This window comes from Roseateles saccharophilus (genome assembly GCF_004342485.1).
GTDB classification, from domain to species: domain Bacteria; phylum Pseudomonadota; class Gammaproteobacteria; order Burkholderiales; family Burkholderiaceae_C; genus Pelomonas; species Pelomonas saccharophila.
The window spans coordinates 1-19658 of the sequence record NZ_SMBU01000015.1 but is presented as its reverse complement, the minus strand read 5'-3'; the positions used below and the strand labels follow the sequence as shown (position 1 = coordinate 19658).

General features: G+C 68.8%; 16 protein-coding genes and 1 pseudogene. 15 read left to right on the top strand and 2 right to left on the bottom strand.

Translation table 11 applies throughout. The annotated features are described in order from the left end of the window. The first annotated feature begins 65 nt into the window (after nucleotides 1-65). From EV671_RS13775 to EV671_RS13720, 14 genes and pseudogenes are all read left to right on the top strand, one after another. On the top strand, nucleotides 66-533 hold the full coding sequence (locus tag EV671_RS13775; RefSeq protein WP_132572420.1) for a DUF4863 family protein: 468 nt from the start codon (nucleotides 66-68) through the stop codon (nucleotides 531-533). Between the two features lies 1 nt (nucleotide 534). After that, nucleotides 535-2091, top strand: a complete 1557-nt coding sequence (locus EV671_RS13770; protein ID WP_132572418.1) for a 3,4-dehydroadipyl-CoA semialdehyde dehydrogenase — start codon at nucleotides 535-537, stop codon at nucleotides 2089-2091. 31 nt (nucleotides 2092-2122) lie between these two features. Beyond that, a complete protein-coding gene (locus EV671_RS13765; RefSeq protein WP_132572416.1) occupies nucleotides 2123-3727 on the top strand; it encodes a benzoate-CoA ligase family protein in 1605 nt (534 codons plus the stop codon). Then, nucleotides 3724-4515, top strand: a complete 792-nt coding sequence (locus EV671_RS13760; protein WP_132572414.1) for an alpha/beta fold hydrolase — start codon at nucleotides 3724-3726, stop codon at nucleotides 4513-4515. Before EV671_RS13765 ends, EV671_RS13760 begins: the two co-directional genes overlap by 4 nt. A gap of 19 nt (nucleotides 4516-4534) precedes the next feature. After that, nucleotides 4535-5686 (top strand): ABC transporter substrate-binding protein, encoded by a 1152-nt coding sequence (locus EV671_RS13755; RefSeq protein ID WP_132572411.1) that lies wholly within the window; start codon nucleotides 4535-4537, stop codon nucleotides 5684-5686. Between the two features lie 80 nt (nucleotides 5687-5766). Next, a complete protein-coding gene (locus EV671_RS13750; RefSeq protein ID WP_132572408.1) occupies nucleotides 5767-6645 on the top strand; it encodes a branched-chain amino acid ABC transporter permease in 879 nt (292 codons plus the stop codon). Nucleotides 6646-6716: 71 nt separating this feature from the next. Further along, on the top strand, nucleotides 6717-7685 hold the full coding sequence (locus EV671_RS13745) for a branched-chain amino acid ABC transporter permease (RefSeq protein WP_132572405.1): 969 nt from the start codon (nucleotides 6717-6719) through the stop codon (nucleotides 7683-7685). After that, a complete protein-coding gene (locus EV671_RS13740; protein ID WP_132572402.1) occupies nucleotides 7682-8440 on the top strand; it encodes an ABC transporter ATP-binding protein in 759 nt (252 codons plus the stop codon). Before EV671_RS13745 ends, EV671_RS13740 begins: the two co-directional genes overlap by 4 nt. Continuing rightward, complete coding sequence (locus EV671_RS13735; protein WP_207911157.1) at nucleotides 8440-9147, top strand: ABC transporter ATP-binding protein; 708 nt, start codon at nucleotides 8440-8442, stop codon at nucleotides 9145-9147. Before EV671_RS13740 ends, EV671_RS13735 begins: the two co-directional genes overlap by 1 nt. A 421-nt stretch (nucleotides 9148-9568) precedes the next feature. Continuing rightward, nucleotides 9569-9922: a VOC family protein gene (locus tag EV671_RS27005; protein ID WP_207911156.1), complete on the top strand. Its 354-nt coding sequence runs from the start codon at nucleotides 9569-9571 to the stop codon at nucleotides 9920-9922. Nucleotides 9923-10180: 258 nt separating this feature from the next. Beyond that, the gene (locus EV671_RS26765) at nucleotides 10181-10342 is read left to right on the top strand and encodes a hypothetical protein (protein ID WP_165917566.1); all 162 of its coding nucleotides are present in this window, start codon (nucleotides 10181-10183) and stop codon (nucleotides 10340-10342) included. Between the two features lie 178 nt (nucleotides 10343-10520). Then, nucleotides 10521-10682, top strand: coding sequence for a hypothetical protein (locus tag EV671_RS26760; RefSeq protein ID WP_165917565.1), 162 nt, complete (start codon nucleotides 10521-10523; stop codon nucleotides 10680-10682). Between the two features lie 92 nt (nucleotides 10683-10774). Next, nucleotides 10775-13540, top strand: coding sequence for a magnesium-translocating P-type ATPase (mgtA, locus tag EV671_RS13725; protein ID WP_132572396.1), 2766 nt, complete (start codon nucleotides 10775-10777; stop codon nucleotides 13538-13540). Nucleotides 13541-13551: 11 nt separating this feature from the next. Beyond that, nucleotides 13552-14269: pseudogene (locus EV671_RS13720) on the top strand (MgtC/SapB family protein). 125 nt (nucleotides 14270-14394) lie between these two features. Here EV671_RS13720 and EV671_RS13715 read toward each other — a convergent pair. Both EV671_RS13715 and EV671_RS13710 read right to left on the bottom strand, forming a co-directional pair. Next, entirely contained in the window at nucleotides 14395-15510 is a 1116-nt protein-coding gene (locus EV671_RS13715) for a response regulator (RefSeq protein ID WP_132572393.1), read from the bottom strand. After that, a complete protein-coding gene (locus EV671_RS13710; protein ID WP_165917564.1) occupies nucleotides 15507-18686 on the bottom strand; it encodes a hybrid sensor histidine kinase/response regulator in 3180 nt (1059 codons plus the stop codon). The genes EV671_RS13715 and EV671_RS13710 overlap by 4 nt, the downstream gene beginning before the upstream one ends. 427 nt (nucleotides 18687-19113) lie before the next feature. Here EV671_RS13710 and EV671_RS13705 point away from each other — a divergent pair. Then, a partial coding sequence (locus EV671_RS13705; RefSeq protein WP_132572387.1) for an IS110 family RNA-guided transposase occupies nucleotides 19114-19658 on the top strand: 545 nt, incomplete at its 3' end.

Below are 19658 nucleotides of genomic sequence, written 5' to 3'. Positions count from 1 at the left end.
CGCACAATACTGCATGACGGCGCCGGCCTCAAGTCTGCCACGTCAAGCATCCTTGAGGAAAATCAATGAGCCCCGAACAGTTTCGCCGCGATCTCTCGGTGCTGACCGCCGCGCTGCAGGCCCGCGCGCTGGACGCCGGGCTGCGGGATTGGCTGAACAGCAGCCATGGCCCGGGCTCCCCGACCTTCGACGCGCTGCGCCAGGCCTGCGAGGCCGGCGTGCGCGAGGGCTGGCTCTGCCAGCGCGAGGGCGGCGGCATCCGCTACGGCCGCATCTTCAAGCCGGCGGATGACCTGCACGGCTTCTCGGTGGACGTGGTCGACATGGATTCCATCGCCGGCCCCCACCACGCCCATCCCAACGGCGAGATCGACCTCGTCATGCCCCTGGACCCGGGCGCCCGCTTCGACGGTCAGGGCGCCGGCTGGGTCGTGTACGGCCCGGGCAGCGCCCATTCGCCCACCGTCAGCGGCGGCCGGGCCCTGGTCCTGTATCTGCTCCCCCAGGGCGCCATCGAATTCACGAAGGCCTGATATGTCCACCGAACTCCTCTCCAACTACATCGGCGGGCGCTGGGTCGCCGGCCAGGGCGCCGGCACGGCGCTGTTCGACCCGGTGATCGGCACCGAGCTCGTCCGCGTCGACGCCGGCGGCCTGGATCTGCCCGGCGGCTTCGAGTTCGCCCGCAGCCGCGGCGGCGCGGCGCTGAAGGGGCTGAGCTACCGCCAGCGCGGCGAGCTGCTGGCCGCCGTCGTCCAGGTGCTGCAGAAGAACCGGGACGCCTACTACGAGATCGCGACGGCCAACAGCGGCACCGTCAGGAACGATTCGGCCGTGGACATCGACGGCGCCATCTACACGCTGACCACCTACGCCAAGCTGGCGGCCCAGCTGCCGGATGGCGACGTGCTCCGCGACGGCGATGCGCTCAGCCTCGCCAAGGACGGCAGCTTCCAGAGCCAGCACCTGTTGACGCCCGTGGCCGGCCTCGCGCTGTTCATCAATGCGTTCAACTTCCCGGCCTGGGGCCTGTGGGAGAAGGCGGCGCCCGCGCTGCTGTCGGGCGTTCCCGTCGTCATCAAGCCGGCGACCTCCACTGCCTGGCTCACCCAGCGCATGGTCAAGGACGTTGTCGACGCCGGCGTGCTGCCCGCAGGCGCGCTGAGCGTGGTCTGCGGCGGCTCGGCCGGCCTGCTGGACGCGCTGCAGCCCTTCGACGTGCTGAGCTTCACCGGCTCCGCCGACACGGCCGCGACGCTGCGCCGCCACGACGCCATCACCCGGCTGTCCGTGCGCGCCAACATCGAGGCCGACAGCATCAACAGCGCCCTGCTGATGCCCGGCCAGGCCGCCGGCTCCGCAGCCTTCGAGCTCTTCGTGAAGGAGCTCAGCCGCGAGATGACGGTGAAGTCCGGCCAGAAGTGCACCGCCATCCGCCGCGCCTTCGTGCCCGAAGCGCTGCTGCCTGCGGTCAGCGAGGCCCTGCTGGCGCGCCTGGCGCGCACGACGGTCGGCAACCCGCGCAACGAGGCCGTGCGCATGGGCTCGCTGGTGAGCCGCGCCCAGTACGACAGCGTGCAGGAAGGCATTGCCAGGCTGGCCCAGGGCGCCGAGATGCTGCTGGACGGCCGCCGCCCGACGCTGGTCGACGCCGATGCCGCCGTCGCCTGCTGCGTCGGCCCGACGCTGTTCGCGCTGCCCGGCGCCGCGGCCGTCGAGGCCAGCGCCGTCGTGCACGACACCGAGGTCTTCGGGCCGGTCGCCACGCTGCTGCCCTATCGCGACCTGCCGCAGGCCGCCCGGCAGGTGCAGCGCGGCCTCGGCTCGCTGGTCGTCAGCCTCTATGGCGACGATGCCGGCGCGCTGGCCGGCACGGCCAAGGTACTCGCGCCCTTCCACGGCCGTGTCCACGTCGTGAGCCCGGAGGCGGGCGCCAGCCAGACGGGGCATGGCAATGTGATGCCGCAGTCCCTGCATGGCGGCCCGGGCCGCGCGGGCGGCGGCGAGGAGCTCGGCGGGCTGCGGGCGCTGAACTTCTACCACCGCAGGGTGGCCGTCCAGGGCGCGCCGGCGGTGATCTCGGCGCTCTGAACTGAAAAACGAACCTCCAGGAGACAAGCTCATGAGCCCCACCGCCATCGCCAGCCCGCCCGACGTTCCCGCACTGCCCGAGGTCTTCAACTGGGCCGCCCACCTGCTCAGCCAGAATGCCGGCCGCCCCGACAAGGCGGCCTATGTCGACGACCTCGGCACGCTGACCTATGCCCAGCTCGACGACAGCGTGCGGCGCTGTGCCGCGGGCCTGCGCGCGCTGGGCGTCAAGCGCGAGGAGCGCGTGCTGTTGCTGATGCAGGACATCAACGACTGGCCCGTCGCCTTCCTGGGCGCGATGTTCGCGGGCGCGGTGCCGGTGGCGGTCAACACGCTGCTGTCGCCCGACGACTATGCCTACATGCTGGAGCATTCGCGGGCCCAGGTCGTGCTGGTGTCGGGCGCCGTGCTGCCGATGCTCAAGGCCGCGCTGGTCAAGAGCGATCACGAGGTCGAGAAGGTGATCGTGTCCCGCCCCATCGCGCCGCTGGACTTCGGCGAGCTGGACTTCGCCGCCTTCGTCGACAGGCATCCTCCGCTGCCACGTGCCGCCGCCACGCATGCCGACGACCCCGGCTTCTGGCTCTATTCGTCGGGCTCGACTGGCCGCCCCAAGGGCACGGTGCACTCCCACGGCAACCCCTACTGGACCGCCGAGCTCTATGGCAAGCAGATCCTGAAGCTGCGCGAGGACGACGTCTGCTTCTCGGCCGCCAAGCTGTTCTTCGCCTATGGCCTCGGCAATGCCTTGACCTTCCCGCTCAGCGTCGGCGCGACCACCGTGCTGATGGCCGAAAGGCCGACGCCGGACGCCACCTTCAAGCGCCTGACCGGCGGCGTGGGCGGCCTGCGGCCGACCGTGTTCTTCGGCGCGCCGACCGGCTTCGCCGGCATGCTCGCGTCGCCCGCACTGCCCGGGCGTGAGGCCACGTCCATCCGGCTGGTGTCCAGCGCCGGCGAGGCGCTGCCGCCGGAGATCGGCGAACGCTTCGAGCGCCATTTCGGGGTGCCCATCGTGGACGGCATCGGTTCCACCGAGATGCTGCACATCTTCCTGTCCAACCGGCCCGACGCGGTGCGCTATGGCACGACGGGCTGGCCCGTGCCGGGCTACCGCATCGAGCTGCGTGGCGACGACGGCGGCGCGGTCCCCGATGGCGAGCCCGGCGACCTCTACATCGGCGGGCCTTCCAGCGCGCTGATGTACTGGGGCAACCGCGAGAAGAGCCGCGAGACTTTCCAGGGCGGCTGGACCAAGAGCGGCGACAAATATGTGCGCAACGCCGACGGCACCTATACCTACAGCGGCCGCAGCGACGACATGCTGAAGGTCAGCGGCATCTATGTCAGCCCCTTCGAGGTGGAGGCCACGCTGGTGCAGCACCCGGCCGTGCTGGAGGCCGCGGTGATCGGCGTGCCCGATGCCGAAGGGCTGACCAAGACCAAGGCCTTCGTCGTGCTGACGCCCACCGGCCAGGCCACGGCGGACGAGCTCAAGGCCTTCGTGAAGGGCCGGCTCGCGGCCTACAAATACCCGCGCCAGATCGTCTTCGTCAACGAACTGCCCAAGACGGCCACGGGCAAGATCCAGCGCTTTCGCCTGCGCCAGCTCGAAGCGGCGGAGAGCGTGGCATGAGCAGTGGCTTCGTATCCATCCCCTTCGATGGCCGTCAGGTCGACATCGAATACAGCTGGATAGCCGGCGGGCCGGTCGATGGCCCGACGATGGTGTTCCTGCACGAAGGGCTGGGCTCCGTGTCGATGTGGAGGGACTTCCCGCGCCAGCTCTGCGAGCGCTTGGGCGTGCGGGGCCTGGTCTATTCGCGCCCCGGCTACGGCCGCTCCACACCGCGCCCCGGCCATGAGCGCTGGCTGCCCGACTTCATGCACAGGCAGGCCGACGAGGTGCTGCCGGCGCTGCTGAAGGCCTTGGGCATCGCGCGCCCCTGGCTGTTCGGCCATAGCGATGGCGGCTCGATCGCGCTGCTCCACGCCGCGGGGCACGAATGCGCCGGAGTCATCGTGCTTGCGCCGCACATCCTCGTCGAGGGCATCTCCGTCACGTCGATCGCGGCGGCGCGGGAGGCCTATCTGAGGACCGACCTGCGCGAGCGCCTGGCCCGCCATCACGCCGACCCCGATTCGGCCTTCTGGGGCTGGAACGACATCTGGCTGGACCCGGCCTTCCGCGCCTGGGACATCCGCGAGGACATCCGCGCCATCACCTGCCCGGTCCTCGCGGTGCAAGGCCTGGACGACGAATACGGCACGCTGGAGCAGATCCGCGGCATCGCGCGCGAGTTGCCGCGGACCCGGCTGCTGGAACTTGCGAATTGCCGCCATTCGCCCCACAAGGATCAGCCCCAGGCTTTGCTGGAAGCCTGCGACATGTTCTACCGACAACACCAGCACGACCCTGCCTGACAGGGCACAGGAGACAAGCATGATCCGACGCGCATCCCTTCTGATCGCCGCCACGCTGGCCGCCACGAGCGTCCAGGCGCAAGGCAAGCTCAAGGTGGGCCTGATGCTGCCCGCCAGCGGCACCTACGCCCAGCTGGGCGCGGCCATCGAGAACGGCTTCAGGCTCCATGTGGCGGAGCAGGGCGGCAAGCTGGGCGGCCGCGAGGTCGAGTATGTGAAGGTGGACGACGAGTCGGACCCCGCCAAGGCGACCGACAACGTCAACAAGCTCATCAAGCGCGACAACGTGGACGTGCTGGTCGGCACCGTGCACAGCGGCGTCGCGATGGCCATGGCCAAGGCGGCGAAGGAGAGCAACACGCTGCTGATCGTGCCCAATGCCGGCGCCGACGCGGTGACCGGGCCGATGTGCGCTCCCAACATCTTCCGCAGCAGCTTCAGCAACTGGCAGCCGGGCTATGCGATGGGCGATGTCGTCGCGAAGAAGGGCCACAGGAAGGTCGTGACCATCACCTGGAAATACGCGGCCGGCGACGAGTCGGTGAAGGGCTTCAAGGAGTCCTTCGAGAAGGGCGGCGGCCAGGTCGTCAAGGAGCTGACCCTGCCTTTCCCCAACGTCGAGTTCCAGGCGCTGCTGACCGAGATCGCCGCCACCAGGCCCGACGCGGTCTACACCTTCTTCGCCGGCGCGGGCGCGGTCAAGTTCGTCAAGGACTACGCGGCGGCCGGCCTGAAGAAGTCCATCCCGCTGTACGCCGCCGGCTTCGTCACCGACGGCACGCTGGAGGCCCAGGGCGCCGATGCCGAAGGCATCCTGACCACGCTGCACTACGCCGACTCGCTGGGCTCGCCTAAGGACAACGCCTTCCGCCTGGCCTATGCCAAGACCTACAAGCTGCAGCCCGACGTCTACGCCGTGCAGGGCTATGACGCCGCGCAGATGCTGGGCGTGGGCCTCGCCGCGGTGAAGGGCGACGTGAGCAGGAAGGCCGAGTTCGCGGCCGCCGTCGAGAAAGCCAGGATCGACAGCCCGCGCGGCGCCTTCACGGTGTCCCGGGCGCACAACCCGGTCCAGGACATCTATCTGCGCCAGGTGACGGGCCACGAGAACAAGCTCGTCAGCGTGGCGGCCAAGGCCCTGGCCGACCCCGCCCGCGGCTGCCGGATGTAAACAGGTTCATCAGGGGCGCCGCCGACGGACCGCATCGCTCGGTTCGTCGCGGCGCAGCGCACTCTCGACAGGGCCGATCAATGGACCTCGCGACCTTCCTCATCCAGTGCCTGAACTCGCTGCAGTACGGCCTGCTGCTCTTCCTCGTGGCCGCGGGGCTGACCCTGATCTTCGGGATCATGGGCATCATCAACCTGGCCCACGGCAGCTTCTACATGATCGGCGCCTACATGGCCTATGCGCTTGCCGCGCCGGTTGCCGCGACCTTCGGCGGCGGCTTCTTCAGCACGCTGGGGGTGGGTGTGCTGCTGTCGGCGGTGCTGGGCTATGTGCTGGAGTGGGCCTTCTTCAGCTACCTCTACGAGCGCGACCACCTGCAGCAGGTACTGATGACCTACGGCCTCATCCTCGTCTTCGAAGAGCTGCGCAGCATCATCGTCGGCGACGACGTCTACAGCGTCGCGCCGCCGCCGCTGCTGTCGGGCTCCATCGCGCTGGGCGAACTGATGACCTACCCGGTCTACCGGCTGTTCGTCAGCGGCGTGTGCCTGCTGCTCGCCGGCGGCATGTGGTGGGTGTTCACGCGTACCCGGCTGGGCATGATGATCCGCGCCGGCAGCCACGACCGCGAGATGGTGCAGAGCCTGGGCATCGACATCCAGCTGCTGTTCCGCATCGTGTTCGCGGCCGGCGTGGCGCTGGCCGCATTCGCAGGCATGGTGGCGGCCCCGGTGTCCAGCGTCTACCCGGGCATGGGCAGCGCGGTGCTGATCATCTGCTTCGTCGTCGTCGTCATCGGCGGCATCGGCTCCGTGCGCGGCGCGCTGCTGGCCGCCTTGCTGATCGGCTTCGTCGACACCTTCGGCAAGGTGCTGCTGCCGCAGGCCTCGGGCGTGCTCGTCTATGTGCTGATGGCCGGCATCCTGCTGTGGCGCCCGATGGGCCTGTTCAAGTCCTGAGAGGGTGTGAGGGAATCCTGCATGCCCGCCTGGCTTCGCCAAAACACCCCACACCCTCTGAAAGCGCGCCGATGAAAACCCGCGTTGCCGTCCTGCTCGGCGCCTTCCTGCTGCTGGCGGCCTGGCCCTGGCTGGGCAGTGCCTATGGCATCGACCTGGTCAACAAGATCCTGATCTACGCCCTGCTCGCGCTGAGCCTGGAGCTCATCGTCGGCGGCACCGGCCTGGTGTGCTTCGGCCAAGCGGCCTTCTTCGGCATCGGCGCCTATGCCGCGGTCAAGTCCGAGGTGGCCTCCCTGCTGCTCGCGCTGCCGCTCAGCGTCGGCCTGGCCGGGCTCTATGCGCTGGTCGTCGGCGCGCTGTCCCTGCGCACCCAGGGCGTCTACTTCATCATGGTCACGCTCGCGTTCGCGCAGATGGCCTATTACGTCGTGCACGACACGCCGCTGGGCGGCGGCACCGACGGCATCTACATGTATGCCAAGCCGACGCTCGGGGCCTGGCTTGACCTCGACAAGCCGCTGGCGATCTACGGCCTGACGCTGGCCAGCGTGGCCCTGGTCTTCGCGCTGCTGGCGGTGATGCGGCGTGGCCAGTTCGGCCGTGCGCTGGACGGCATCCGGGTCAACGAGCCGCGCATGCGGGCCACGGGCTTCTCGACCTATCCCTACAAGCTGGCGGCCTTCACGCTGTCGGGCGCCATTGCCGGCTGGGCCGGCTTCCTGTTCGCCGTCAAGGACGGCTTCGTCAACCCGGAGCTGCTGAGCTGGCACCTCAGCGGCGCGGTGCTCATCATGATCATCCTTGGCGGCCTCGGCCATCTGCGTGGCGCCGTGATGGGGGCCTTCGCGTTCACGCTGCTGCAGGAGCTGTTCCGCAGCGAGGCCGTCTTCGGCAGCCTGGCCAGGCACTGGCATCTGGGGCTGGGCCTGTTCATCATCCTCAGCGTGGCCCTGCTGCCCAAGGGCCTGGCCGGCCTGCCGGGGCAACTGCGCGAGCGTCTGGCCGGCAAGGCGGCCATCCTGCAGGAGAACGCGTGAGCACATTGGCGAACACGGTTCTGCTGCGCGGTCATCAACTCACGCGCCGATGGGGCGGCCTGACGGCCGTGAACGCGGTCGACCTCGAACTGCGCCGCGGCGAGGTCCATGCGGTCATCGGCACCAACGGCGCCGGCAAGAGCACGCTGATCAATCTGCTGTCGGGGCAGTTCCCGCCGTCCAGCGGGCGGGTCGAGCTGCTGGGCCAGGATGTCTCGCTCTGGTCCCAGCCGCGGCGGGCCCGTGCGGGGCTGGGCCGCAGCTACCAGCGCAACACCGTCTTCGGCGAGTTCAGCGTCATCGAGAACTGCCGCCTGTCCGCCCAGGCCGCGGCGCAGCGGCCGTGGCGCTGGTGGCAGCCGGTGCAGGCGCAGCCCGCGCTGATGGAGGCGGCGCGCAGCGTGGCGCAGCGCACCGGCCTGGGCGACCGCATGGATCGCCCGGCGGGCCTGCTGAGCCACGGCCAGAAGCGCCAGCTCGAGATCGCGATGTGCCTGGCCACCCGCCCCAAGGTGCTGCTGCTGGACGAGCCGCTGGCGGGCATGGGCGCCGAGGAGACGGAGCGCATGCTGGTGCTGCTGGGCGACCTGAAGGCGGATCACGCCATCCTGCTCGTCGAGCACGACATGGACGCGGTGTTCCGCGTCGCGGACCGCATCACCGTGATGGTCAACGGCAGCGTCATCGCGAGCGGCTCGCCGGAGCAGATCCGCAGCAACGCAGGCGTGCAGAGCGCTTACCTCGGAGGCCATTGATGTCGACATTGCTCGAGGCGCGGGACATCCACGCCTGGTACGGCAGCAGCCATGTGCTGCATGGTGTGGGCCTGAGCATCCGCAAGGGCGAGACCGTGGGCCTGATGGGGCGCAACGGCATGGGCAAGAGCACCCTGATCCGCACGCTGCTCGGCCATGTCGGCCAGCGGCGCGGCCAGATCTCGGTGCACGGCTGCAATATGTCGCGGGCCCGGCCGCACGAGGTCGCCAGGCTGGGCGTCGCCTATGTGCCCGAGGGCCGCGGCGTGTTCGGCAACCTCTCGGTGCGCGAGAACCTGGTGATGGCGGCGCGGCGCGGCCGGGACGGGCGGCAGGACTGGTCCTTCGAGCGGGTGCTGGCGACCTTCCCGCGCCTGGCCGAGAGGCTCACGAATCTCGGCGGCCAGCTCTCCGGCGGCGAGCAGCAGATGCTGTCCATAGGCCGGGCGCTGATGACGCACCCCGATCTCATCATCCTCGACGAGGCCACCGAGGGCCTGGCGCCCCTCATCGTGGCCGAGATCTGGCGCGTCATCGACGACATCAAGGCCAGCGGCATCGCGACGCTGATCGTCGACCGCGACTACCGCCAGGTGCTGAACCGCAGCGACCGGGCCATCGTGCTGCAGAAGGGCCAGGTCATGCTGCAGGGCAGCGCCGACGAGGTGGCCGGCAACCCTGCTCTGGCGGCGCTGCTGGGCGTCTGATGCCGCAGGCCGCGAAGTAACGAATCGCGCCGGTTCGCCTGATGGCCGGTGGGCGTGCGTCTGACATTGACGGTCTGCCCGTGCGCGGATCGCCCGCACATGGCCCGTTCCGGCGCTGCTGCGGCGAACAACTCCAGCCATCGTTCGGGCGATCGCTCGGCGGCGGCTTAGCCATGCGTTCGGCGCATTCGGCCGGGAAGCCGGCCAGCTCCAGCGTGCCGATCTGCAGGTCGCCCAGCAAGAGCTGGCCACCGTCCTGCACATAGCGCGGCCGGCCGGACCGGCCGATGCGCCCCTCGCCCGCCCTGCTCGTTGTCGAGGTGGCCGAGGGCGATGCTGCCCATGTATCCACAGGACGACAGGGCCGCCGCGGCGAGCGGGGAGCGGCAACGCAGCGCAGGCGGCGAATCATGAGGGTCGTGTGCTTGCGGGCGGGTCGCACGGGGAAGGCATCGATCCGCGGATCGAGCAGGCCCTCAGCCTCGGGCTGGTCATGTTCGATCACTTGAGAATCGGAGGCGGTGACCATGCCGCCAGCCAGGCCTTCTTCCTCGCGGCGCTCGAACCGCCCGGCGTAACGGTTGTTTCCGAGGGCTGCCGACCTGCCGCGTCGAACTCGGCTGAACGGCCAGTCTTCGCCTTGCCTGCTCCGACCGACGGCAAGCCTGTGCATCTTCTCGCGATGCCAGGCCACAGCACGCAGGTTTCCTCCAGGGGATCCCTCCGGGTGGAGGGGAAGCGCGTTGACCGGAGCAGTGTTGCGGTGCAACAATGAACGAATATCAACTTCGGAGCCCCGTGCGTGGACAGTGCCAGTAGTCGCAGCGATTCGATGCGTGCCGTGATGGCCGCCGCCTGCCAGGCCTTCTGACGCCCGCTCCGGGTTGCAGGCCCTCGCAGGCCGCAGCTCCTTTCATCCCGACGCGCCGAGTTCCCTCGACGGCGACCCCCTCGGTCATCGGCATGCCGGCCACGGTTCGCCGTGGTCGCGCCAACCGTCCACCGCGCGCCTCCCTCGCCCAGGAGAGCTGCGATGCGTCAAATCGCTCCCGTCGATCCCTCCCGCACCGCGCCGTGCGCGGCCCCGGTGCGCCCGGCTCGCGAGCCCAAGCTCGCCGAGCGCGTGGCGGCCCTGGACCGCCTCACGGTCTGGCCCACGCTGCGGCTGCGTTGCGCCCTTCGTCGCCCGGGCTGACTCTCAACCCGCCAAGCCGAGGAGTTCCCATGGACCCCGCCCCTAGTTGGCGCCCCTGCGCGCGCCACGTCCCCCGCCTTTCTTCTTCCATCGTCCCCGTTCATCAGGCCGGACGCTGCCGGGCTCTTCGCGACTGACATGTGAGGGGCCTGTGGCGTGCCGTCCGCAGGAGAACCCCATGCTGTTCCGTTCGCTGATTTCTCGTTTTTCCCGCCGTTGCACCGGCCCGTTCATCTTGAGCTGGGTGCGCGAGAGGCTGTCCAGGCAGGCCGTTGGCCGCCACGAGCCGCGTCTCCAGCCCCATCGTCCGTTCCAGGGGCTGCTCGTCAGCTTGCTTTGAGCTGTTTGACAGAGGCGTGACACGCAAACCTGCGACGCTGCTCGCGACGCCCATCCCGATCCGGGCCAAAAGCACCTACCGAGAAAAATGAGATGGCACTGACCTTTGTGAATGAACTTTTTGCGGGCTTCGTCCGGACCCGGGGCATAGGCCGCCACTTCCGGCGCCTGCTGATGCTCGAGGGCTTGCGCGAGGCAGCCATCAGCAAGGAGGTGCCGCCGTCGTTGGCACAGGGCCTGATCCAGGCCGCCACCGAGGAACCCGATGCCTTGCTGGCCCGGCTGGGCTCCCATTCGGACGGGCTGAGCGGCCTGCAGGCCGACGCCATCCGGGAGCGGACAGGCGCCAATGTGGTCGAGCAGGACAAGCCGCTGTCCTGGTGGGCCCACCTCTGGCACTGCTACAAGACGCCCTTCGACGTGCTGCTCACGCTGCTCGCGGCGATCTCCTATCTGACGGAGGACATGAAGGCGACGGTCGTCATCGGCTCCATGGTGGTGATCTCGGTGGCGATCCGCTTCGTCCAGGAGCGCAAGTCCCACATCGCCGCCGACAAGCTCAAGGCCATGGTCAGCAACACGGCGACAGTACTGCGTCGCGACCCGGCCAAGGACATCGAGCAGGAGGCGCTGGTCTATTTCGAGGTGCAGCTGCACCCCAAGCCCTCGCGCAAGGCCGAGGTGCCCATGGCCTCACTGGTGCCCGGCGACATCGTCCTGCTGTCCGCCGGGGACATGATCCCGGCCGACTGCCGCGTGCTGGCAGCCAAGGACTTGTTCGTTGCCCAGGCGGCCATGACCGGCGAGTCCCTGCCCGTCGAGAAGTTCGCACGGCAGCGGGAGGCCCGCGCCACCAATGCACTCGACCTGGAGAACATCGTCTTCATGGGGACCAACGTGGTCTCGGGCTCCGCGACCGCCGTCGTGGTGGGCACCGGGCCGGCGACGTATTTCGGGGCGCTGGCTCAGCGGGTGACGGCCACGGATCGGGCGCCAACGCAGTTCCAGGCCGGCGTCAACAAGGTGGCCTGGCTGCTGATCCGCTTCATGTTCGTCATGTCGCCGCTGGTGCTCTTCCTGAACGGCTTCACCAAGGGCGACTGGACCGAGGCTTTCCTGTTCGCGATGTCGATCGCCGTCGGCCTCACGCCGGAAATGCTGCCCATGATCGTCACGTCCACGCTGGCCAAGGGCGCCGTGGCCTTGTCGCGCCGCAAGGTGATCGTGAAGCGCCTGGATGCGATCCAGAACTTTGGCGCGATGGACGTGCTGTGCACGGACAAGACCGGCACGCTGACGCAGGACAAGATCTTCCTCTCGCGCCATACCGACGTCTGGGGCGAGGACTCCGACGATGTTCTGGAGGCCGCCTATCTGAACAGCTACTACCAGACCGGCCTGAAGAATCTGCTGGACGTCGCCGTTCTGGAGCACAGCGAGATCCACAAGGAGCTCAATCCCGCCTCGAACTTCCGCAAGGTCGACGAGATCCCCTTCGACTTCCAGCGCCGGCGCATGTCCGTGGTGGTGGCCGAGCACGAGGACCACCATGTCCTGATCTGCAAGGGCGCCGTCGAGGAGATCCTGGCCGCGTGCAGCAGCGTGCGGCATGGCGACGCGGTGGAAGCATTGACGCCTGCCCTGCTGCAGCGTGTGCGCTCCGTGACGGCCGGGCTCAACGAGGACGGCCTGCGGGTGGTCGCGGTGGCCTCCAAGGAGCTGCCGCCCACGCAGGAAGCCTATGGCATTGCCGACGAGTCGGATCTGACGCTGATCGGCTATGTCTCCTTCCTCGACCCGCCGAAGGAGTCCACGCGGCCTGCCCTCGAGGCGCTCGCCGCCCATGGCGTGAAGGTCAAGGTTCTCACCGGCGACAACGAGTTGGTGACCTCGAAGATCTGCCGCGAGGTGGGGCTGCTGGACCAGGCCGCAGTGCTGGGCTCCGATGTCGAGCGCATGAGCGAGGAGGAGCTGGCTGCGGCCGTCGAGGCGCATGCCATCTTCGCCAAGCTCACGCCCGCTCACAAGGAGCGCATCGTGCGTGCGCTCAAGGCCAACGGCCATGTCGTGGGCTTCATGGGCGACGGCATCAACGATGCGGCGGCGCTGCGGGCGGCGGACATCGGCATCTCCGTGGACTCGGCGGTCGACATCGCCAAGGAGGCCGCCGACATCATCCTGCTGGAGAAGAGCCTGATGGTGCTGGAGGAGGGGGTTGTCGAGGGGCGCAAGACCTTCGCCAACATGCTCAAGTACATCAAGATGACGGCCAGTTCCAACTTCGGCAACGTGTTCTCGGTGCTGGTGGCAAGTGCCTTCATCCCCTTCCTGCCGATGCTGCCCATGCACCTGCTGGTCCAGAACCTGCTGTACGACTTCTCGCAGATCGCCATTCCCTTCGACAACGTCGACGACGAGCTCGTGAAGGACCCGCAGAAGTGGAACCCGGCCGACATCGGCCGCTTCATGCTGTTCTTCGGCCCGGTGAGCTCGATCTTCGACATCGTGACATTCGTCGTCATGTGGTTCGTCTTCGGGGCCAATTCGACCGAGCACCAGACCTTGTTCCAATCCGGCTGGTTCATCGAAGGTCTGATGACCCAGACCCTGGTGGTCCACATGATTCGCACGCGGAAGATCCCCTTCCTGCAGAGCCGGCCGGGTGCCGCGTTGCTGGCGGGCACGACGGCCATCATGGCCGTCGGCATCTTCCTGCCCATGGGGCCGCTGTCGCACTACTTCAAGCTGCAGGCGCTGCCGGCGTCCTACTTCCCGATGCTCGCCGCCATCCTGCTCGGCTACATGGTGCTGACCCAGGCCATGAAGGCCTTCTACACGCGCCGCTACGGCTGGCAGTGACCGGGGGCGGCATGCAGGCCATCGACAACATCAACCTGGCTTCGGCCTTGGGCACCACGGTCAGCCTGGTGGCAGCCTTCGCACGGGGCGCGCTCATCGGGCTGGAGAGGCAGTACCGCCAACGAACCGCGGGGCTGAGAACCAATGTCCTGGTGGCGGTCGGCGCGGCCATCTTCGTGGACATGGCGAATCGCCTGGGCGGCCATGAAGCGGCCGTGCACGTCGTCGCCTATGTCGTCTCCGGCATCGGCTTTCTCGGCGCGGGCGTGATCATGCGCGAGGGAGGGCAATGTGCGCGGGCTCAATACAGCCGCCACGCTCTGGGGGTCTGCCGCCGTCGGCGCCTGCGCGGGCGCTGACCTGCTGGTCGAAGCGTTGCTGGCCACCGCCTTCGTGCTGTCCGCCAACACCCTGCTGCGGCCGGTGGTGAACCGCATCAACCGGCAGCCGCTGGACACCGAGGCAGTCGAGGCGACCTACACCTTCTATGTCATTGCGCCCAAGGTGAGGCAGCGGGAGGCCCTGACCCGGCTGGAGGCGGCGCTGGAGGCCGTCGCCTACCCGACACAGGACCTGATCATCCACGCCCTCGGCTCCGACGCCGTCGAGATCGAGGCCGTGCTCACCGCCAGCGCGCTCGACGGGCATCAGCTCGACGCCGTCGTGGCCGAGCTGTCGGCTCAGGATTGCGTCACGCAGGCCTTCTGGAGCCCTTCAACGACCGAATGACCGTGCCCCCGGAACCTGACCGCCGGGCGACTGGATGGGATGCCGCACCTGGGGCGGCCCGATGGTCGATGTGGGCCTCAGCTGTGCGCCCGCCCGAGCGAGATCGGCCGCCTCCGGTTCTCGACTCAGTGCTTGTCGGTCGGCAGGCCGCCATCGTCGGCGAAGCGCATCGCAACCTGACGGAAGTCCTCATGGATGGCGAGGAAGGCCGCAACGATGTCGGGATCAAAGTGGGTGCCGCTGCCCTCGCCGACGATGCGTACCGCCTCCTCGTGCGTGAAGGCCGGCTTGTAGACCCGGCGCGAGATCAGCGCGTCGTAGACGTCGGCCAGGGCCATCAGCCGCGCCGAGATCGGGATCGTGTCGCCCGCCAGTCCCCGCGGGTAGCCCGAGCCGTCCCATTTCTCCTGGTGGGATTCGGCGATCTCGCGGGCGAAGCGCAGAAAGGAGCTGGGCTCGTCCATCATCTGCTCGGCCTTGGCGATGGCGTTGCGGCCCAGCGTCGTGTGGGTCTTCATGATCTCGAACTCCTGCGGCGTCAGCCGGCCCGGCTTGAGCAGGATGGCGTCGGGAATTCCGACCTTGCCGATGTCGTGCAATGGCGCCGACTTGAACAGCAGGTCGGGGACTTCGCCGGTCAGGAAGTCCGCGAAGCGCGGATGCGCCCGCAGCGCCTGCGCCAACAGCTTCACGTAGTGCTGGGTGCGCTGGATGTGGTTGCCGGTTTCGTCGTCGCGCGCCTCGGCCAGCGAGGCCAGGGCCGTGATGGTCGCGTCCTGGGTCTGCTGGATCTGGTGCGTGCGCCGGGCCACCTCGGCTTCGAGGCGTGCGTTCTGATGCCTGAGCCGGTCGGAGGCGGTCTTGAGCGCCAGATGGTTGCGGATGCGGGCCAGCGCGATGGGCGGCGAGATCGGCTTGGTGATGTAGTCCGCCGCGCCGCAGTCAAGGCCCCTCTGCTCATCCCCGGCGTCCGTCCTGGCGGTCAGGAAGATGACCGGGATGTGCTGCAACGCGGGGTCGGCCTTCAGCCGGCGGCAGACCTCGTAGCCGTCCATGCCGGGCATCATGATGTCGAGCAGGATCAGGTCGGGCAGCGGCGCCAGCATGGCCGCCTGCAACGCGCGCTCGCCGCTGGTTGCGACGCGCGTCAGGTGGTTGTCCTTGAGCAGCCCCGTCATCAGCGCGATGTTCTGCGGCGTGTCGTCGACGATCAGCACCGTCGGCAGGGGGCCACTGTTCATGGAATCGGCTCCGAAAATGTCATGCCGAGCGCCTCGGCCGCGCGCCGCAGGCGGCCGAGCGCGGCGTCGAAATCATAGTTTCTGACGTCCCACTCGAAAGCGCCGAAGTCATCCGCCCCGAACAGCGTACGCAGCAGCGGGGTGTGCTCGAAGAAATAGTCCACGGCCACGCCGTCGGCACGCCGCAGCAGGGTCGCAAGCTGGTTCGCGGCTTGGACCGCCCCGCTGTCGGCGGCGGGCGGGCTCGGGCTGGGCGATGACGGTGTCGTCGCGATCCAGCGCGCGATGGTCTGCAGAACGACCGCCGGCTCCAGCGGCTTGGAAACATGGTCCGCCATGCCCGCTTCGAGGCAACGAAGGCGCTCCTCGGGCAGCGCGTGGGCGGTCAAGGCGATGATGGGCAGGCCGGCGAAGCGTGTGTCGGCGCGGATGCGCCGCGTGGCCTCGAAGCCGTCCATGTCCGGCATCTGCAGGTCCATCAGCACGGCGTCGTAGCGCGCCGGGCCGGCACCGTCGAGCAGCTTCAGCACCTCGTGGCCGTTGCCGGCGACGTCCACCGCCGCGCCGGCGCCTTCGAGCAGTTCGCGGGCGATCTGCTGGTTGACCTCGTTGTCCTCGGCGAGCAGCAGCCGCGCCCCCTGCAGCGGACGTGCCGGCGCATGCGGCGAGCTGGCCGCCGGGGCGGCCGGCGCGCGCGACGCGAACAGCGTGACGAGGATGTCGGCCAGTGATGACGCGCTGACCGGCTTGGTCAGGGAGGCCAGGATATTGGCCGGCGCGCCCGCCGCGCGCGCGCTTCCCGCGTCTTCACCGTCGAAGGGCTTGAGCAGCACGACGGGCAACGCCGGCGCCACGCGGGCCAGGAGCCCCGCGGTGTCGATCCCGTCCGGCGCCGGCATCGCGGCATCGACGAAGGCCACGCCGAAGGGGCGCTGCACCGCGGTGGCCACGGCACGCAGCGCCTCGGGGCCCGACGCCACCGCATGGGCCGCAAGGCCCAGCGCGTCCAGCGCCCGCGACAGCAGTTCGCGCGCCGCCGCGTTGTCGTCGACCACCAGGGCCGGCATGCCCTTGAGCGCCTCGGGCACGGCACGGCGCGGTTGCGCCGCGCGCTCGCCCACCCCGAACCAGGCGCTGAAGCCGAAGTTGCTGCCCTGCCCGGGCGTGGAGTCGACGTGCAGCGTGCCGCCCATCACATCGACGATGCGCTTGCAGATGGCAAGTCCGAGGCCCGTGCCGCCGTATTTGCGTGTGGTCGAGCCGTCGGCCTGGCTGAAGGCATGGAACACGCCGGCGGTCTGCTCGCGTGTCATGCCGATGCCGGTATCGCTGACCTCGATCTGCAGCAGCACGCGATCGCCCGCGCGCTCCACGCCGTGCACGCGGATTGCGACCTGACCGTGCTCGGTGAACTTGACGGCATTGCTGACAAGGTTGGTCAGTACCTGTCCGAGGCGAAGCGGGTCGCCGTGCAGCGCGAGCGGCACGTCCCAGGCGATGTCGCACAGCATCTCCAGGCCCTTGTCGGCGGCCTTCTGGGCCACCAGCGCGGTGGCGCTTGCCAGCACCTCGTCGAGCCGGAACGGCACCTGTTCCAGTTCGAGCTTGCCCGCCTCGACCTTCGAGAAGTCGAGGATGTCGTTGATGATGCCGAGCAGGGCCGTGCCGGCGCTGTGGATCTTGCTCAAGTAGTCACGCTGCTTGGGCGTCAGCTCGGTCCGCTGCGCCAGGTAGGCCATGCCGATGATGGCGTTCATCGGCGTGCGGATCTCGTGGCTCATATTGGCCAGGAACATCGACTTGGCCCGCGTGGCCTCCTCGGCCATCTGCTTGGCCACGCCCAGGCTGGACAGCAGTTGCTGCTGTTCCTGGGTCAGCCGCTCGAGGTCCCGGGTGCGCTCCGCCACCTTGGCCTCGAGGCCACGCGTCGCCTCCAGCAGCATCACCCGCATGCGCTCCTGCGCGCCGACCAGCGTGTCGATCTCGCGGATGCGCGTCGACAGCTGCACCGGCCCGTCGAGCTGCAGGTTGCCGATGCGTTCGCTCTCCGCGACGAGGTGGTCCACGACGCGGGCGAAGCGGCGGGAGAAGCCCTGCGCCACCGTGAAGACGAGCGCCAGCACGGCCAGCACCATGATGCCCATCGCCGTGGCGTGCCAGTGGGTGGTCAGCGAGAAGTCGCCCCTGGGGCCGAGCGTCGCTACGCGGAGCTGCAGGTCGCCGAACTCCAGCGGCCGGAACATGGCAATCCACGGCTCGCCGCCGAACTCGTACAGCACCGAGGTTCCGGTGGGGCTGCCCTGTTCCCGCCAGGGCTGCAGCGCGGCGTCCAGCTTGGCCGCGCCGGCCTGCGCGGGTGTCTTCAGCAGCCAGGCCGGTGGGCCTTCCGCGAGTCGTGGCAGGAAGCGCGGCGGCGCCAGCAGCCGGCCGTCGCGGGTCAGCAGCGCGGCGCTGCCGTTCGTGCCTACCTTGAGCCGCGACGTGAACAGCGACAGGTCCTGCATCAGCAGGTCGAAGGCGACGACGCGCGCATCGCCCGTCGCTGCATCGGCCCAGCGCCGCGTGGCCGTGATGCCGATGTCCGACCGCTTGAAGAAGGTGTAAGGCTCCGTCCAGTGCAGCCGTCCTTCGGGCGTGGCCATCGCCTGCTTGAACCAGGGCCGGGTGCGGGCGTCGTAGAGGCGGTCGATCCGCTCCTCGCGCAGCAGCCGCCCGTCGTCGTCATAGTGGAACCAGCGCTGCATGGCGCCGTCGCGGGGGAGGTTGGTGACCCGCACGATCCAGCCCTGCGCCTGGTCGGGCTCCGGATTGAGCTCGGTATAGCGGCCCAGCCCGTCGGCAAAGATGGCCCCGGCAATCCTGCGTTGCGCCTTCAGCACCGGGATCAGCAGATTCGCGAAGACCTGCGGCGACTCGGTCTGCAGCTGCCCGCTGCGGCCCCAGTCCTCCACGATTTTCAGCTGCTCGGCTGCATTGCCGAACAGGCGGCGGACGTCGCCCTCCACCTGCTCCGAGGCCCGGCCCATCGTGGTGCCGGCAAGTTCTTGCTGCGCCGGGTGTATGACGATGAGATAGATGGCCGCAGCAAAGATCGCAAAGGCCGGCAAGACGATGCCCAGGATCCTGCGCAGCAGGTAGCCGTGGATGGCCGCCGGCTTGCCGCGAGCAAAGAGCATCCTGTGCTTCTCCCGACGGACGCTCCTCTCAGCAAGCCCCATGCATCCCCCCTTCGCGCGACCGCAGCCTTGCCCGATGGCCCGGCTATTCTGCAGGCACCCGCGGCCTGCCTGCCGGATGCTGCCCTAAGTGGCATGAACCAGGCGAGCACCCTGGATGATGGAAGACACTGGGGTGTGCGGGCCAGCGCGGGTAGAGGTCGATCAATTTATTGATGGCCTTGGACCGCGATCTCTAAGTTGACCCGCTGCCGACCACTCGTACCCAGGATTGCCTGCGAGCGATGTCCAGTCCCGTGAGGGACTGGACGCGCCTGACAGCCCACATTAAACAGAGCCGCCGGGCTTGCCCGGCAGGCCGTTGGTCGGCGGCACCTGCGCGGGCCCGCACGCTTGCGATTGTTGTTCAAGCGCCAGGAGCTCAGCCATGGAATTGACCCCGATGCACAAGCGCGTCATAGCGCTGGACGTTCACCAAGCCAAGATCACCGCGTGCGCGGTCGTCGAACATGACGATGGTCGCGTGGAGGTCACCAAGCGAGACTTCGGCGCCTTCAAACGCGACCGCCGTGCCCTGGCGCAGTGGACGCTGGAGATCGTGCCCGAGGTGGTGGTGATGGAGAGCACGGGGGTGTACTGGAAGAGCCCGTTCGCGGCATTGGAGGCGGTGGGCATCGTGGCGTGGGTGGTCAACGCGCGCCACGTCAAGGCCGTGCCCGGTCGCAAGACCGACATGGCTGACGCGCAGTGGCTGGCCACGCTGGCGCGCGCGGGCTTGCTGCGTGCGTCGTTCATCCCACCGAGGGACTTGCGCGAGCTTCGGCTGGTGGCCCGTCAGCGGCAAAAGCTCGTGGGTGCGGCCAGTGCCGAGAAGAACCGCCTGCACAAGGTGCTGGTCGACGCCGGGGTGCGGCTGAACGTGCTGGTCAACGACATCCATGGCCAGAGTGCGCGCGCCATGGTCAAGGCGCT